Source organism: Enterobacter cloacae complex sp. HYC033_NIDB (genome assembly GCF_056673335.1).
The window spans coordinates 141,179-155,703 of the sequence record NZ_CP115124.1 but is presented as its reverse complement, the minus strand read 5'-3'; the positions used below and the strand labels follow the sequence as shown (position 1 = coordinate 155,703).

At 50.7% G+C, this 14,525-nt stretch carries 13 protein-coding genes; 7 read left to right on the top strand and 6 right to left on the bottom strand.

Translation table 11 applies throughout. The annotated features are described in order from the left end of the window. Together O1721_RS24380 and intI1 are read right to left on the bottom strand one after the other, a co-directional pair. The gene (locus O1721_RS24380; RefSeq protein WP_001162012.1) at nucleotides 1-558 is read right to left on the bottom strand and encodes a recombinase family protein; all 558 of its coding nucleotides are present in this window, start codon (nucleotides 556-558) and stop codon (nucleotides 1-3) included. Nucleotides 559-863: 305 nt separating this feature from the next. Next, nucleotides 864-1,877, bottom strand: coding sequence for a class 1 integron integrase IntI1 (intI1, locus tag O1721_RS24375; protein ID WP_000845039.1), 1,014 nt, complete (start codon nucleotides 1,875-1,877; stop codon nucleotides 864-866). Nucleotides 1,878-2,022: 145 nt separating this feature from the next. On the opposite strand from intI1, the gene aadB reads away from it, so the two are divergent. The 3 genes from aadB (at nucleotide 2,023) to sul1 (ending at nucleotide 3,893) form a co-directional block, all read left to right on the top strand. Further along, nucleotides 2,023-2,556 (top strand): aminoglycoside nucleotidyltransferase ANT(2'')-Ia, encoded by a 534-nt coding sequence (gene aadB, locus O1721_RS24370; protein WP_000381802.1) that lies wholly within the window; start codon nucleotides 2,023-2,025, stop codon nucleotides 2,554-2,556. 156 nt (nucleotides 2,557-2,712) lie between these two features. Further along, nucleotides 2,713-3,060, top strand: a complete 348-nt coding sequence (locus tag O1721_RS24365; RefSeq protein ID WP_000679427.1) for a quaternary ammonium compound efflux SMR transporter QacE delta 1 — start codon at nucleotides 2,713-2,715, stop codon at nucleotides 3,058-3,060. Continuing rightward, nucleotides 3,054-3,893 (top strand): sulfonamide-resistant dihydropteroate synthase Sul1, encoded by an 840-nt coding sequence (gene sul1 / locus O1721_RS24360; protein ID WP_000259031.1) that lies wholly within the window; start codon nucleotides 3,054-3,056, stop codon nucleotides 3,891-3,893. The genes O1721_RS24365 and sul1 overlap by 7 nt, the downstream gene beginning before the upstream one ends. Nucleotides 3,894-4,206: 313 nt before the next feature. Here the strand turns inward: sul1 and istB are convergent, their stop codons facing one another. Together istB and istA are read right to left on the bottom strand one after the other, a co-directional pair. After that, nucleotides 4,207-4,962: an IS21-like element helper ATPase IstB gene (gene istB / locus O1721_RS24355; RefSeq protein ID WP_060434990.1), complete on the bottom strand. Its 756-nt coding sequence runs from the start codon at nucleotides 4,960-4,962 to the stop codon at nucleotides 4,207-4,209. 11 nt (nucleotides 4,963-4,973) lie between these two features. Further along, nucleotides 4,974-6,515, bottom strand: coding sequence for an IS21 family transposase (istA, locus tag O1721_RS24350; RefSeq protein ID WP_060434988.1), 1,542 nt, complete (start codon nucleotides 6,513-6,515; stop codon nucleotides 4,974-4,976). A gap of 180 nt (nucleotides 6,516-6,695) precedes the next feature. Between istA and O1721_RS24345 the strand changes: the two genes are divergently transcribed. Then, the gene (locus O1721_RS24345; RefSeq protein ID WP_275150020.1) at nucleotides 6,696-6,869 is read left to right on the top strand and encodes a hypothetical protein; all 174 of its coding nucleotides are present in this window, start codon (nucleotides 6,696-6,698) and stop codon (nucleotides 6,867-6,869) included. 13 nt (nucleotides 6,870-6,882) lie between these two features. On the opposite strand, the gene O1721_RS24340 is transcribed toward O1721_RS24345, so the two are convergent. Together O1721_RS24340 and O1721_RS24335 are read right to left on the bottom strand one after the other, a co-directional pair. Continuing rightward, nucleotides 6,883-7,944: an ATP-binding protein gene (locus O1721_RS24340; RefSeq protein WP_048822863.1), complete on the bottom strand. Its 1,062-nt coding sequence runs from the start codon at nucleotides 7,942-7,944 to the stop codon at nucleotides 6,883-6,885. Then, the gene (locus O1721_RS24335) at nucleotides 7,941-8,678 is read right to left on the bottom strand and encodes a response regulator (RefSeq protein WP_048822864.1); all 738 of its coding nucleotides are present in this window, start codon (nucleotides 8,676-8,678) and stop codon (nucleotides 7,941-7,943) included. Before O1721_RS24335 ends, O1721_RS24340 begins: the two co-directional genes overlap by 4 nt. Nucleotides 8,679-8,806: 128 nt before the next feature. Here O1721_RS24335 and O1721_RS24330 point away from each other — a divergent pair, with 128 nt between their 5' ends. Genes O1721_RS24330 through O1721_RS24320 form a run of 3 tightly spaced genes read left to right on the top strand, consistent with a single transcriptional unit; the run spans nucleotide 8,807 to nucleotide 14,522 of the window. After that, on the top strand, nucleotides 8,807-9,967 hold the full coding sequence (locus O1721_RS24330; protein ID WP_048822808.1) for an efflux RND transporter periplasmic adaptor subunit: 1,161 nt from the start codon (nucleotides 8,807-8,809) through the stop codon (nucleotides 9,965-9,967). A gap of 5 nt (nucleotides 9,968-9,972) precedes the next feature. Continuing rightward, complete coding sequence (locus O1721_RS24325) at nucleotides 9,973-13,119, top strand: efflux RND transporter permease subunit (RefSeq protein ID WP_275150019.1); 3,147 nt, start codon at nucleotides 9,973-9,975, stop codon at nucleotides 13,117-13,119. Further along, complete coding sequence (locus tag O1721_RS24320) at nucleotides 13,119-14,522, top strand: efflux transporter outer membrane subunit (protein WP_117005514.1); 1,404 nt, start codon at nucleotides 13,119-13,121, stop codon at nucleotides 14,520-14,522. Before O1721_RS24325 ends, O1721_RS24320 begins: the two co-directional genes overlap by 1 nt. Nucleotides 14,523-14,525 lie beyond the last annotated feature (3 nt).

The following is a 14,525-nucleotide window of genomic DNA, read 5'->3' as shown; positions in this document are numbered from 1 at the left end:
TCAGTCTTCCCGCAGGTACTGGTACAAGGTTTCGCGGCTGATGCCGAAGTCACGGGCCACCAAGGTTTTTTGGTCGCCTGCCGCAACTCGCCGTTTCAACTCGGCAATTTGTTCGCTGTTCAGCGATTTCTTTCGTCCCCGGTAGGCACCGCGCTGCTTGGCCAGCACGATTCCCTCGCGCTGACGTTCGCGGATCAGGGCGCGCTCGAACTCAGCGAAGGCTCCCATGACCGACAGCATCAGATTGGCCATCGGTGAGTCCTCGCCGGTGAACTTCAGCCCTTCTTTGACGAACTCCATGCGCACGCCCCGTTGTGTCAGCCCTTGGACGATGCGGCGCAGGTCATCAAGGTTGCGTGCCAGCCTGTCCATGCTATGCACCACCACGGTGTCGCCCTCGCGGACGAAGGCCAGCAGCCTTTCCAGCTCGGGACGCTGGGTGTCCTTGCCAGAAGCCTTGTCGGTGAACACCCGCGCCACCTGAACACCCTCCAATTGCCGTTCCGGGTTCTGGTCGAAGCTGCTGACGCGGACATAGCCGATGCGTTGACCTTGCAAGATGCCTCCAAAGGCAAAAGTGTCAGGATGAAATCTATTACCTTTGACGGAATATGTCAATCAATAGGAAATTTAACTCTATTCTGACATCGTTTGCACATGGTGTCGTTTTCAGAAGACGGCTGCACTGAACGTCAGAAGCCGACTGCACTATAGCAGCGGAGGGGTTGGATCCATCAGGCAACGACGGGCTGCTGCCGGCCATCAGCGGACGCAGGGAGGACTTTCCGCAACCGGCCGTTCGATGCGGCACCGATGGCCTTCGCGCAGGGGTAGTGAATCCGCCAGGATTGACTTGCGCTGCCCTACCTCTCACTAGTGAGGGGCGGCAGCGCATCAAGCGGTGAGCGCACTCCGGCACCGCCAACTTTCAGCACATGCGTGTAAATCATCGTCGTAGAGACGTCGGAATGGCCGAGCAGATCCTGCACGGTTCGAATGTCGTAACCGCTGCGGAGCAAGGCCGTCGCGAACGAGTGGCGGAGGGTGTGCGGTGTGGCGGGCTTCGTGATGCCTGCTTGTTCTACGGCACGTTTGAAGGCGCGCTGAAAGGTCTGGTCATACATGTGATGGCGACGCACGACACCGCTCCGTGGATCGGTCGAATGCGTGTGCTGCGCAAAAACCCAGAACCACGGCCAGGAATGCCCGGCGCGCGGATACTTCCGCTCAAGGGCGTCGGGAAGCGCAACGCCGCTGCGGCCCTCGGCCTGGTCCTTCAGCCACCATGCCCGTGCACGCGACAGCTGCTCGCGCAGGCTGGGTGCCAAGCTCTCGGGTAACATCAAGGCCCGATCCTTGGAGCCCTTGCCCTCCCGCACGATGATCGTGCCGTGATCGAAATCCAGATCCTTGACCCGCAGTTGCAAACCCTCACTGATCCGCATGCCCGTTCCATACAGAAGCTGGGCGAACAAACGATGCTCGCCTTCCAGAAAACCGAGGATGCGAACCACTTCATCCGGGGTCAGCACCACCGGCAAGCGCCGCGACGGCCGAGGTCTTCCGATCTCCTGAAGCCAGGGCAGATCCGTGCACAGCACCTTGCCGTAGAAGAACAGCAAGGCCGCCAATGCCTGACGATGCGTGGAGACCGAAACCTTGCGCTCGTTCGCCAGCCAGGACAGAAATGCCTCGACTTCGCTGCTGCCCAAGGTTGCCGGGTGACGCACACCGTGGAAACGGATGAAGGCACGAACCCAGTGGACATAAGCCTGTTCGGTTGGTAAGCTGTAATGCAAGTAGCGTATGCGCTCACGCAACTGGTCCAGAACCTTGACCGAACGCAGCGGTGGTAACGGCGCAGTGGCGGTTTTCATGGCTTGTTATGACTGTTTTTTTGTACAGTCTATGCCTCGGGCATCCAAGCAGCAAGCGCGTTACGCCGTGGGTCGATGTTTGATGTTATGGAGCAGCAACGATGTTACGCAGCAGGGCAGTCGCCCTAAAACAAAGTTAGGCCGCATGGACACAACGCAGGTCACATTGATACACAAAATTCTAGCTGCGGCAGATGAGCGAAATCTGCCGCTCTGGATCGGTGGGGGCTGGGCGATCGATGCACGGCTAGGGCGTGTAACACGCAAGCACGATGATATTGATCTGACGTTTCCCGGCGAGAGGCGCGGCGAGCTCGAGGCAATAGTTGAAATGCTCGGCGGGCGCGTCATGGAGGAGTTGGACTATGGATTCTTAGCGGAGATCGGGGATGAGTTACTTGACTGCGAACCTGCTTGGTGGGCAGACGAAGCGTATGAAATCGCGGAGGCTCCGCAGGGCTCGTGCCCAGAGGCGGCTGAGGGCGTCATCGCCGGGCGGCCAGTCCGTTGTAACAGCTGGGAGGCGATCATCTGGGATTACTTTTACTATGCCGATGAAGTACCACCAGTGGACTGGCCTACAAAGCACATAGAGTCCTACAGGCTCGCATGCACCTCACTCGGGGCGGAAAAGGTTGAGGTCTTGCGTGCCGCTTTCAGGTCGCGATATGCGGCCTAACAATTCGTCCAAGCCGACGCCGCTTCGCGGCGCGGCTTAACTCAGGTGTTAGATGCACTAAGCACATAATTGCTCACAGCCAAACTATCAGGTCAAGTCTGCTTTTATTATTTTTAAGCGTGCATAATAAGCCCTACACAAATTGGGAGATATATCATGAAAGGCTGGCTTTTTCTTGTTATCGCAATAGTTGGCGAAGTAATCGCAACATCCGCATTAAAATCTAGCGAGGGCTTTACTAAGCTTGCCCCTTCCGCCGTTGTCATAATCGGTTATGGCATCGCATTTTATTTTCTTTCTCTGGTTCTGAAATCCATCCCTGTCGGTGTTGCTTATGCAGTCTGGTCGGGACTCGGCGTCGTCATAATTACAGCCATTGCCTGGTTGCTTCATGGGCAAAAGCTTGATGCGTGGGGCTTTGTAGGTATGGGGCTCATAATTGCTGCCTTTTTGCTCGCCCGATCCCCATCGTGGAAGTCGCTGCGGAGGCCGACGCCATGGTGACGGTGTTCGGCATTCTGAATCTCACCGAGGACTCCTTCTTCGATGAGAGCCGGCGGCTAGACCCCGCCGGCGCTGTCACCGCGGCGATCGAAATGCTGCGAGTCGGATCAGACGTCGTGGATGTCGGACCGGCCGCCAGCCATCCGGACGCGAGGCCTGTATCGCCGGCCGATGAGATCAGACGTATTGCGCCGCTCTTAGACGCCCTGTCCGATCAGATGCACCGTGTTTCAATCGACAGCTTCCAACCGGAAACCCAGCGCTATGCGCTCAAGCGCGGCGTGGGCTACCTGAACGATATCCAAGGATTTCCTGACCCTGCGCTCTATCCCGATATTGCTGAGGCGGACTGCAGGCTGGTGGTTATGCACTCAGCGCAGCGGGATGGCATCGCCACCCGCACCGGTCACCTTCGACCCGAAGACGCGCTCGACGAGATTGTGCGGTTCTTCGAGGCGCGGGTTTCCGCCTTGCGACGGAGCGGGGTCGCTGCCGACCGGCTCATCCTCGATCCGGGGATGGGATTTTTCTTGAGCCCCGCACCGGAAACATCGCTGCACGTGCTGTCGAACCTTCAAAAGCTGAAGTCGGCGTTGGGGCTTCCGCTATTGGTCTCGGTGTCGCGGAAATCCTTCTTGGGCGCCACCGTTGGCCTTCCTGTAAAGGATCTGGGTCCAGCGAGCCTTGCGGCGGAACTTCACGCGATCGGCAATGGCGCTGACTACGTCCGCACCCACGCGCCTGGAGATCTGCGAAGCGCAATCACCTTCTCGGAAACCCTCGCGAAATTTCGCAGTCGCGACGCCAGAGACCGAGGGTTAGATCATGCCTAGCATTCACCTTCCGGCCGCCCGCTAAATATCTCCTTTTGGGTTGTTAATAAAACATCCAATAAGTTGACTGTGCGTGAAAAAGAAAGTTTTGTGTGATGGCGTTGAAGATCGCACCGTTAAGCTCTTATGTGGGATGGTGCAGAGCTCGACGACTACCGATAAAACGCAACCGCCGCAAACAGACAAGAAAAAGCCCCAACTGATAACAGTTGGGGCTTCAGTATTGTGATTGGTTGCGCATTCTGATTTATGTGAACACCGATTCTGGTCAATATGAACACCCGGCATTTCCCGCATTGGGCTCAGTTCTCTTTTAACCTAGGTGTTCATTTTCAGTCAACTCTGATGTGACTTTTCGCATCGATTCTCCTTTGAGTTTTAGCCTGTGGGCGTTGTGCATTAACCTGTCCAGGATGGCATCTGCCAGCGTGTTATCGCCAATTGCCTGATACCATTCCTCTGTTGGCAACTGGCTTACCATAATTGTTGACGTTAGCTGATGCCGATCATCCATGATCTCCATCAGATCGTTGCGCTGTGCCGCTTTTAACGGCTCTAACCCCCAATCATCCAGGATCAGGATGTCGTATTTCGCCAGCTGTTTTAATGCTTTGCTGTAACTGCCATCTGCTTTGTGTTGGCTTAGTTCCATCAGTAAGCGCGACAGCCGGTAATACTTTGCGCTGTGGCCTTTTAAGATCGCAGTATGTGCCAGAGCACACGCGAGATAGGTTTTACCGCTACCACAGGGGCCGGTGATTAAGATGTTCTGATGTTTCGTTACCCAGCCGCAGCTGAGTAAACCGGCTATCACGGATTGGTTTAAACCGCGTGGCTGTTCGTAATTAATCTCCCGCGCATTTGCAGCAACTTTGAGTGTTGCACCTGTTAACAAGCGCTGTTGTTTACGGTTATCGCGGCTTTGCTGTTCGTGATCAATCAGGAGTTGCAACCGCTCTTCAAACGACAATGCCTGGTAGGTGCCCGGTTGTTCACGTTGTTGTAGCAGGGCCTGAGCCATGCCATTTAGCTTGAGCTGTCTAAGAACGGTGATGTTGTGCGCTGTCATAATGATTCTCCTTAATGGAAGCTGCTTGGGCCGCGGATGTTTTCATGTGTCTGCGGCAAGATGGGCTGGCTGTCATCTTCCGTAACCAGCGTATCGAGATTGCTTTTCAGGATTGAGGTAATGTTTTTCAGCCGGGTGAGCTTTTGTTCATTGGCGATAGCGCAAGCACGATTCACGCGTTGCGCCGGATAGCGTCGGGTCAGATTCAGTAAGCCTAAACATGTCCGGTAACCTTGTTGTTCGTGTGCTCTGTCATCCATGACGTGCGCCACCCAGGTTAGCGTGTCACTGCCGATGTCTTTAGCCCAATTCATCAGCCGCCCACGGCTCCATTTGTGATGCTTCTCATGCCGCACCGGCATATGCTCAGGTTTTGTACTGATACCGCGGCGATTAATGCGCGGATGGCTGGTGATCTGCTTGTTCTGGAAGTACAACGTAATGAGGTTGTCGGTGGCATGCAGTTCAAGTTTCTCACCCACTAACTGATGCGGCGCTGAGTAAAGGTGCTCACCGAACTGCACATGGTAATCAATGTTGAGCTTCACCATTTTGATATCCGTGTATTGATACGGCTCGCGTGGTAAACGGCTAAGCGCCGGTTTATCCAGTTGCTCGAACCATTCTTGCCGGTTACCGCTGAACTGCTTAAACGGCCGGGTATTCACATCCTGTAATAGCGCCTTGATGCAGTGATTCAGCTCAGCTAACGAGAAGAAGGTATGGTGACGTAATCTGGCTAAAATCCAGCGCTCAATGATTTGCACACCTACTTCTGCTTTGGCTTTATCCTGTGGTTTACGGGGCCTGGCTGGCATAACCGCGCAGCCATAATGGTGAGCTAATTGGTGGTAGGCGGCATTGATATCCGGATCGTATCGGCAAGCCTTGGTCACGCCGCTCTTAAGGTTATCCGGCACAATGAGCTTGGGCACGCCACCAAAGAAGCTGAAGGCTCTGGCATGGCTGCCCAGCCAATCTGGTAGCGTCTGCGTTAAGGTCGCTTCGGCATAGGTGTAATTCGATGCGCCCAATACGGCTACGAAGACCTGGGCAAAGCGAATTTCACCGGTACTGGCACAAACAATAGGGACGGTTTGCCCGGCATAATCAACAAACAGCATGTCACCGGCAATATGGACTTGTCGCATTGAGCGGCGCTGCTTGTTCTGCCACTCGCCATACAGGTGACAATACTGCGGGTAACTGTAACTGCGATTGGGGTACTGCTGGGTATATTCTTCCCAGAGTAGATGTTTGGTGACACCTTCTTTACGCAGTTCTTTATGCACGGTCGTCCACTCTGGCAATTCCAGCCTGGTGGATACGCGGGCATCGGCTTTAGGATAAATCAGCTTGGCCAGCGCACTGTCGTCTAAGGTGCAGATGGTTGACCAGTCGATGCCTTGCTGCTCTGCTGCGCTGGTGACTTTTTGTATAGCGCCGATGCTGATACGCAGGCTATCCCGAACCTGACGGACGGACAAACCAGCATGCAACCGTAGCCTGAGGATTTCACGAAGTTTACGCATTGATGTTCTCTGTCTGCTCATAACCGTATCCATCTGAAAATGAATAGGTTATCAGTGATAACAATCAACGCGGGAAAGGGATTCTGGAATTATGTGAACACTGATTCTGGAAATCGGGCAAAAGTGTTCACTTTGCGCCAGAATAGGTGTTCACATTAAATCAGAATGGGTGTTCACTTAAAACCAGAACGGGTGTTCACTTTGGGCCAGAATACGCATTTAGGCGTGACTGAGCTTGTTTCAGAGTCCGTCAGCCGTGAAATTCAGGTAAGTGCATTTGTTGAAAAATTTATTCAATCTGCCGATTCTGCACTTTATCAAGCAAAAAATAGCGGACGCAACCAGCTCATCGTGCGCAACTTAGTCTTGGGTTGATTGATAGACCACATCATTCGATATGTTCTGGCTCAGGCCAGCACAAGGAGATAATTGTGCCGCCATCAGCTGATAATGTGCAGGTTGCATAACCTCCATGCGCTTTGGCAATCGCTGAGACGACAGCTAACCCCAAACCACTGCCATTGCGTTTACTATCAGGGGCTTGCATGAATGGTGTAAAAATATGCGGCAGAAAATCTGGGGGGATCCCCGGACCTTCGTCTTGCACACTTAACTGATAATTATGGTTTTTCTTCTCCAAACTGATATAGATCCGGCCTGAACTAGAGTACTTTTTTGCATTGTCCAGCAGCGCAAGCATTGCTTGCCTAATTCTAACGGGATCACAAGAAACAATCATTGCGTCGATATTGATACAGGGCGTGAATTTACTGTCGTCAGAAAAAATCCCAGAGAACTGTATTGCAGAGTCAATTTCATCTTTGATATCAGTGTTGACTCTATTGAGATACAGGTTGCCACTATCCGCCAAACTGATAACCCTCATGTCCTCTATCAGCCTATTTAACCCTTCAACCTGAGTTAATAAGCTTTTAAATTGCATTATGTCCGGCTGGAAAACACCATCAACAAGACCTTGCAGCCTGCCACGTAAAATCGTGACAGGTGTCCGTAACTCGTGAGCAATTGCCGCATTCCAGAAGCGTTGTTCTTCCGTCATTTTTTGCAACTTTTCAGCTAAATGATTAAAGTCTGCTGCCAACTGGGATGCTTCACCCATAGACTCATCATCGGCAACAGCTCTCGCGCTCAAATCTCCTTTGGCAAGGCTTCGGATCCCGGCTGCGAGTGAATTTAGTGGAGTGAGGATCCGTTTGGATAAGCTCAAAGCAACCCATACGGCCAGCACCAGTCCAGCGATTGTAGTACCCAGCATCCAAAATAGTTCCGGCACAGTCGGCACTAAGCTGTTGACCGGAACATTTTCAGGCCAATATTTGTCCCAAAAGTAGTAAAAAACATATGAAGTAAAAATGACTAAAAGTATCACCCCCAAGGCAATTGCCATCATTGAAAATGCAATTTGCCGACTCAAACCAACCAACTTCATTCTTGGCTCCATAACCGATAACCGGCACCTCTTAAACCAGACGGGATCCCCTTTACACCAAGGTTTTCTAGCTTTTTCCGAAGCTTAGAGATGTGGCTATCGACAGTTCTTTCTAAAGCGTCACTCTCAGGTAAGCAATGACTTAGAAGCTCTGCCCGGCTAAATACTTTTCTTGGTGATTTTGCAAGTTGAACCAATAACTTGAACTCCGTCATGGTCAGCGATATTTGTTTTCTATCGGGGTTGTCGATGAATACCTCGTACGTTTCCAAATCAATATGAAATGGGGATACTTTGAGCACCTGATTGTTGGATTTTTGCGATTCAGGGGATACACGACGAAGCACCGCCAGCACTCGCTCTGTCACTTCGGCAGGATTAAATGGTTTCACCACATAATCGTCAGCCCCCATCCGTAACCCCATCAACTTATCAATATCCTGATCCATAGCGGTGAGCATGATGACAGGTGTATTACCCCGATTTCTGATCTCGGATAGGACCTGCCAGCCATTGAGTTGCGGCATTTGAATATCCAGCAATACCAGTGCCGGTTTTAGTGTTGCATGCAGGTCTAGCGCTCGTCGGCCATCCTCGGCAATCTCACATCGCAACCCACTTCTTCGCAAGTAACCGGAGAGGATATCAGCGATATCAGCCTCATCTTCAGCAATAAGGATCAAGGGGGAACCAAGCGTTTTTTCACCTCGGCTAGATAGAGCGAGAGTCGTCATTTTAAAGTTTTCTGACATAAATACGGTTTCTCCATCATTCCTCCACATTGGCTCCCTCAAACGCCAACACTCTTTGTCTACACTGAGATGTAAACAGAATTCCGGACTATAGCTCAAGAGGACATTTGATGAAATCAACTAAGCAGCTGAATGTAATACATGCTTTGTTACTGCTCACCTTAACAGGGTGTAGCCCCGAAATGCCAGATATGACAACACCACCGCCACCAGTTTCTATTCTGGAAGTAACGCCATCGCGTGTTGCACTGACCGATGATTTAACCGGGCGTGTTGCGCCTGTTCGTGTTGCCGAAATCAGACCACAAGTCACTGGTATTATTCAAGAACGCTTATTTGTTCAAGGTGCAGAGGTTCATGCTGGCCAGCCACTTTTCCAAATCAATCCAGCGCCGTTTAAGGCTGACGTAGAAACATCTGCTGCGGCTTTGATGCGTGCCGAGGCTGCACTGAGCAGAGCGCAAATTCAAGTCAAACGCTTGCAACCGCTGGTTGAAGGAGATGCCGTTAGCAGGCAAACCTACGATGACGCCGTGTCTGCCAAAGATCAGGCTGCTGCCGAGGTTGCTCAGGCTAAAGCAGAGCTATCCCGTCGAAAATTGGATTTACAATTTTCAACAGTGGATTCGCCGATCAACGGTCGCATCGAGCAATCAATTGTTTCTGAGGGAGCTTTGGTCGGTCCGAGTGACAACACTTCACTGGCAAAGGTACAACAAATCAACGAGGTTTACGTCGATGTACGCCAGCCTGCTGAATCACTGGATTTGCTAAGAGAGGCGACCGAGGCTGGTAAAAAAGAATTGCATGTTGAAATTCTAAAAGCCAGTGGCAAGCCATTCGATGTTAAAGGCAAAGTCTTGTTCTCGGGATTGACCGTTGATGAGGCAACTGGCGATGTGTTGGTGCGTATTTTGGTGAGCAACACAAAGCGTGAGTTACTACCCGGTATGTTTGTAAGAGCCAGACTCACACTGGCCAGTTTCGACGATGCCTTACTCGTACCACAGGAAGCGGTAACCAGAACCGGAGACGAAGCATGGGTTTGGCTGCTGTCTGAAGGCAATAAAGTGCGTCAGGTCCATGTTCAGCTCGGAGAGTTGATTGATCGCAGCTATCGAATCGAAAAGGGTATTACGGCTGGCGACAAGGTGATTGTTAGCGGCCTCGACCGAATGAGTGAAGGTGCTGAAGTGACTCCGTCGAACGCAGTTCAACCAACTGTCGATACTGCAATCAGCAGTAATACCTCAACCGGCGAGCGGGAGTAGTTAAGATGCCGCAATTTTTTATTAACCGCCCCGTATTTGCTTGGGTTGTTGCACTTTTTATCATCATGTCTGGTTTGATAGCATTACCTCAGCTACCGATTGAGCGCTATCCTTCAGTTGCTCCGCCTCAGGTGACCATCACAGCCGTATATCCCGGTGCAACTCCCCAAACGATGAATGATTCTGTGCTCGGTCTTATCGAACGAGAACTGTCGAGCTTAAAGAATCTACTCTATTTTGAGTCATCTTCTGATACGTCAGGGGCAGCTACTATCACTGCTTCTTTTAAACCCGGAGTGAATCCTGAGTTAGCGCAAGTCGATGTGCAAAACAGACTAAAAACCATCGAAGCCCGTTTGCCGCAAACTGTCAGACAAAATGGTCTGATTGTCGAAGCTGCATCCTCGGGCTTTTTGATGCTTGTCAGCCTTAAATCCGATGACAATCGCTTCGATAGCACGGCGCTTTCTGATTACATGGCCAGAAACGTCATCGAAGAGTTACGCCGAATTGAAGGTGTTGGTCGCGTTCAATTGTTCGGTGCCGAGCAAGCGATGCGGATTTGGGTCGACCCAGTAAAACTCACTGCTTATAACTTGTCGATGGCCGATCTTTCTAATGCGATCACTCAGCAGAATATTCAGATTGCACCGGGCAGTCTTGGCGATGAACCAGCGCCAGCGGGGCAGAAAGTTGCAATCCCATTAATGGCGAAAGGTCAGTTAGAAACTCCGGAAGAATTTGCAAACATCGTGCTTCGCGCTGAGGGAAGTGGTGCAAAACTGGTATTGGGCGACGTTGCTCGTGTTGAGTTAGGTGCTCAATCTTATGCATTTCTGACGCGAGAAGACGGAAAAACAGCAACAGCAGCTGCTATACAACTTGCGCCCGGTGCGAACGCAGTACTGACCTCTGAGCGTGTTAAAGAGCGCATGCAGTTACTTCAGCAGACGATGCCCGTTGGGATGAGTTATTCAGTTCCCTTCGATACTGCGCCATTTGCAAAAATTTCGATTGAGAAAGTCGCTCATACGCTAATTGAGGCGATGGTTCTTGTGTTTCTCGTAATGTACCTGTTTTTGCAGAATGTCCGCTACACCTTAATACCAGCAATTGTCGCTCCAATCGCGTTGCTGGGTACATTCGCCGTTATGATGTTAACCGGTTTTTCTATCAACGTCCTCACGATGTTCGGGATGGTGTTGGCTATCGGTATCATCGTGGATGATGCGATTGTTGTTGTCGAAAACGTCGAGCGTTTAATGGCAAAAGAGGGTCTGTCGCCACGTGATGCTACCGTTAAAGCAATGAAAGAAATTACCGGCGCAATTATTGGTATCACGCTGGTGTTGACCGCCGTATTTATTCCAATGGCTTTAGCAAGCGGTTCCGTTGGCGTGATTTATCAACAATTCACGCTCTCAATGGCCATCTCTATTTTATTCTCTGCCTTTTTAGCATTAACTTTCACGCCTGCTCTGTGCGCAACATTGTTAAAGCCAATCAGCCATGGCCATGCCGAGAAAACGGGATTTTTCGGTTGGTTTAATCGTCGGTTCGACCGGATGACAGATCGCTATGGTGTGAGAGTCAGCAAACTGACCAAGCGGATTGGCCGGGTAATGCTGATGTTTGCGCTGCTGGTCGGCATGCTGGTGTACTCTTTTGGTAAATTACCGTCAGCCTTTTTGCCTGAAGAAGATCAGGGTTATTTCATTACCAGCTTTTTACTGCCTTCAGATGCAACCACTGAACGCACCTCTGCGGTGGTGAAATCTTTTGAAGAGTACGTAGCAACAAGACCGGGTATTAAGTCGAATATATCGATCCTAGGTTACGGCTTGTCTGGCTCTGGCACGAATGCAGCGGTTAGTTTTACCATGCTGAAGGATTGGGACGAACGAAATGGTGCAAATGCGTGGGAGGAAGTCTACTACGCCTACATGACCATGGCCGAAACCGCTGGTGAAGGATTGGTGTTCAGTATCATGCCACCTGCTATTGACGAGTTAGGCAATTCATCAGGCTTTTCTATGCGCTTGATCGACCGCAGTAATCAGGGGTATGAAGCCCTTCAAGCTGCACAAGCCAAGCTGTTAGAGCTCGCTAACAACAGTAAAATTGTTACCGGGGTCTATGCCGACAGTCTTCCTGCGGGTACTGGGATCACTCTTCATATTGACCGGCAGAAAGCAGAGGCTTTGGGTGTGTCCTTTGCTGCAATCAGCGATATGCTCTCCACGGCAATGGGGTCGAGTTACATCAATGATTTCCCTAACCGTGGGCGGATGCAACAAGTCATTATTCAGGCTGACTCAAAATCTCGGATGCAGATTGAAGACATTCTGAAATTACGTGTCCGAAATGTCAGTGGTGGCATGGTTGCCCTGTCAGAAGTCGTTACACCTAAATGGGGTGCGACACCATTACAATTGATGCGTTTTCAAGGACTACCCTCTGTAAGAATCGCCGGTGGTGCTGCTCCGACGTTTTCAAGTGGAGAGGCGATGGATGAAATGGAGCGCCTCGCATCTCAGCTTCCTCCGGGTTTTGATATCGCTTGGACAGGGCAGTCTTTGCAAGAAAGGCAGTCAGCCTCTCAAGCGCCAATGCTCATGGCTCTTTCGATGTTAGTCGTATTTTTGGTACTTGCAGCCTTATATGAAAGCTGGGCTATTCCGGTTTCAGTAATGCTGGTGGTGCCATTAGGCCTGCTCGGCGCGGTAGGTTCGGTATTGCTGCTTGGAATGTCAAATGACGTGTTCTTCAAAGTTGGTATGATCACCGTTATTGGCTTATCGGCCAAAAACGCTGTTTTGATTGTCGAGTTTGCGAAGCAGCTTCGTGAAGAAGGTCATGGCTTAATTGACGCAGCGGTGACAGCTTCCAGATTGCGATTAAGACCCATCCTGATGACGTCACTTGCATTTGGTCTTGGTGTATTGCCACTAGTTTTCGCTTCTGGTGCAAGTGCAGAAACACAGGCAGCTATCGGTGTTGGTGTCTTTGGAGGAATGGTCACAGCCACAGTGCTTGCAATTTACTTCGTTCCAGTATTCTTTGTACTTGTCATGAGTATCCAAGAGCGCTTTTCTGCATCCCGCAAGAAAGCAACTAGCAAACCTCAAGCGAGCAACGAGGAGTCGGTGTAATGAAGTTAAATATTTTTAGCCTGCTTTGCGTATCTTTGCTAACCGGATGCACACTGGCACCAGATTATCAAAGGCCACCAGTAGATACGCTGAACTACAACCTGCTAAATACCAAAAACGTGTCGCAAAAATCGGCAGTGGATTTGTCTTGGCAATCTGTGTTCAAAGAGCCAAGGTTGCAGGAGTTAATTGGTTTAGCGCTGGAGAATAACAAAGACTTACGACTGGCTACTTTAAACGTGGCCGCTGCAAAGGCTCAGTATGGTATCCAGCGTTCATATATGTTGCCCTCTGTTGATGCCACAATCAGCGGAACTCGCCAGCGTGGAGAGAATGATACCGGAGGTGTAAGTACAACCTCTGAACACGGAGTTGGCTTGGGGACGAGCGCTTTTGAAATAGACTTGTTCGGTTATGCACGATCAATGAGTGAAGCAGCCTTTTACCGGTATCTTGCAACGGAGCAGGGGCAAAAATCAGCAGAGTTGGTTTTAATAAGTGCGGTTGCAGATGCGTATCACGCACAGTTGCTTGCTCAAGAGCAACTTTTGCTAGCACAGCAGACTTTGGCTGATTGGGAGCATTCACTGCTGTTAGCTCGCCAACTGAGAGCCGCTGAACAAAGCAGTGGCTTAGATGTTGCGCAAGCCGAAGGACAGGTTGCGAGTGCTGAAGCTGATTTGCAGGCCCGGCTGCGTGTGCTTGCCCTATCTAACAATGCTCTTCAGCTGTTGATAGGAAAAACACTACCTGAAGGTTTATCAAAACATTCAGTGTTAGAAACTCAGCCACTTCAGGTGATGCCTGCCAACTTAACGTCAGAATTAATCCTTAATCGTCCAGATGTAGTACAAGCCGAGTTAAATCTGAAAGCTGCAAATGCAGATATTGGCGCAGCTCGGGCTGCATTTTTTCCACGGATTTCGCTGACGGCTTCAACAGGTTATAGCAGTTCAGAAGTGAAGAATCTGTTTGATAGTGACAGCCGGGTTTGGAGTTTTGCCCCGCAAATTAATATACCGATATTTAATGCTGGTAAGTTGAAATCGGAACTCCGCTTGGCGGAGATCCGAAAATCCGGAGCCGTCATATCTTATGAACAGACCATCCAGACGGCATTCAAAGATGTGGCTGACGGATTAAGCGGTTTGGAGACTTTTGGACTGCAAATAATGGCACAAAAGAGAGCCGTAAGTAGCGCGTCTAAACGAGCGGAGTTATCCCTGCTTAGATACCGGGCAGGTGTTGATGGCCGCTTAGAACTACTTGATGCACAACGTCAACTTTATGCCGAACGTCAGGTTCTGATTGATTTGCGTGGTGCGGAGCTCGCGAACTATGTGGCTTTGTATAAAGCCCTTGGTGGCTCCTTTTTAAATAAAGCAGAGACGGGAGTACACTAAGTA

Excerpts from the sequence above, each read along its gene's own strand:
- intI1 (WP_000845039.1), bottom strand. The coding sequence starts at position 1,877 with ATGAAAACCGCCACTGCGCCGTTACCACCGCTGCGTTCGGTCAAGGTT.
- aadB (WP_000381802.1), top strand. The coding sequence starts at position 2,023 with ATGGACACAACGCAGGTCACATTGATACACAAAATTCTAGCTGCGGCA.
- O1721_RS24365 (WP_000679427.1), top strand. The coding sequence starts at position 2,713 with ATGAAAGGCTGGCTTTTTCTTGTTATCGCAATAGTTGGCGAAGTAATC.
- sul1 (WP_000259031.1), top strand. The coding sequence starts at position 3,054 with ATGGTGACGGTGTTCGGCATTCTGAATCTCACCGAGGACTCCTTCTTC.
- istB (WP_060434990.1), bottom strand. The coding sequence starts at position 4,962 with ATGACAGCGCACAACATCACCGTTCTTAGACAGCTCAAGCTAAATGGC.
- istA (WP_060434988.1), bottom strand. The coding sequence starts at position 6,515 with ATGAGCAGACAGAGAACATCAATGCGTAAACTTCGTGAAATCCTCAGG.
- O1721_RS24340 (WP_048822863.1), bottom strand. The coding sequence starts at position 7,944 with ATGAAGTTGGTTGGTTTGAGTCGGCAAATTGCATTTTCAATGATGGCA.
- O1721_RS24335 (WP_048822864.1), bottom strand. The coding sequence starts at position 8,678 with ATGACGACTCTCGCTCTATCTAGCCGAGGTGAAAAAACGCTTGGTTCC.
- O1721_RS24330 (WP_048822808.1), top strand. The coding sequence starts at position 8,807 with ATGAAATCAACTAAGCAGCTGAATGTAATACATGCTTTGTTACTGCTC.
- O1721_RS24325 (WP_275150019.1), top strand. The coding sequence starts at position 9,973 with ATGCCGCAATTTTTTATTAACCGCCCCGTATTTGCTTGGGTTGTTGCA.
- O1721_RS24320 (WP_117005514.1), top strand. The coding sequence starts at position 13,119 with ATGAAGTTAAATATTTTTAGCCTGCTTTGCGTATCTTTGCTAACCGGA.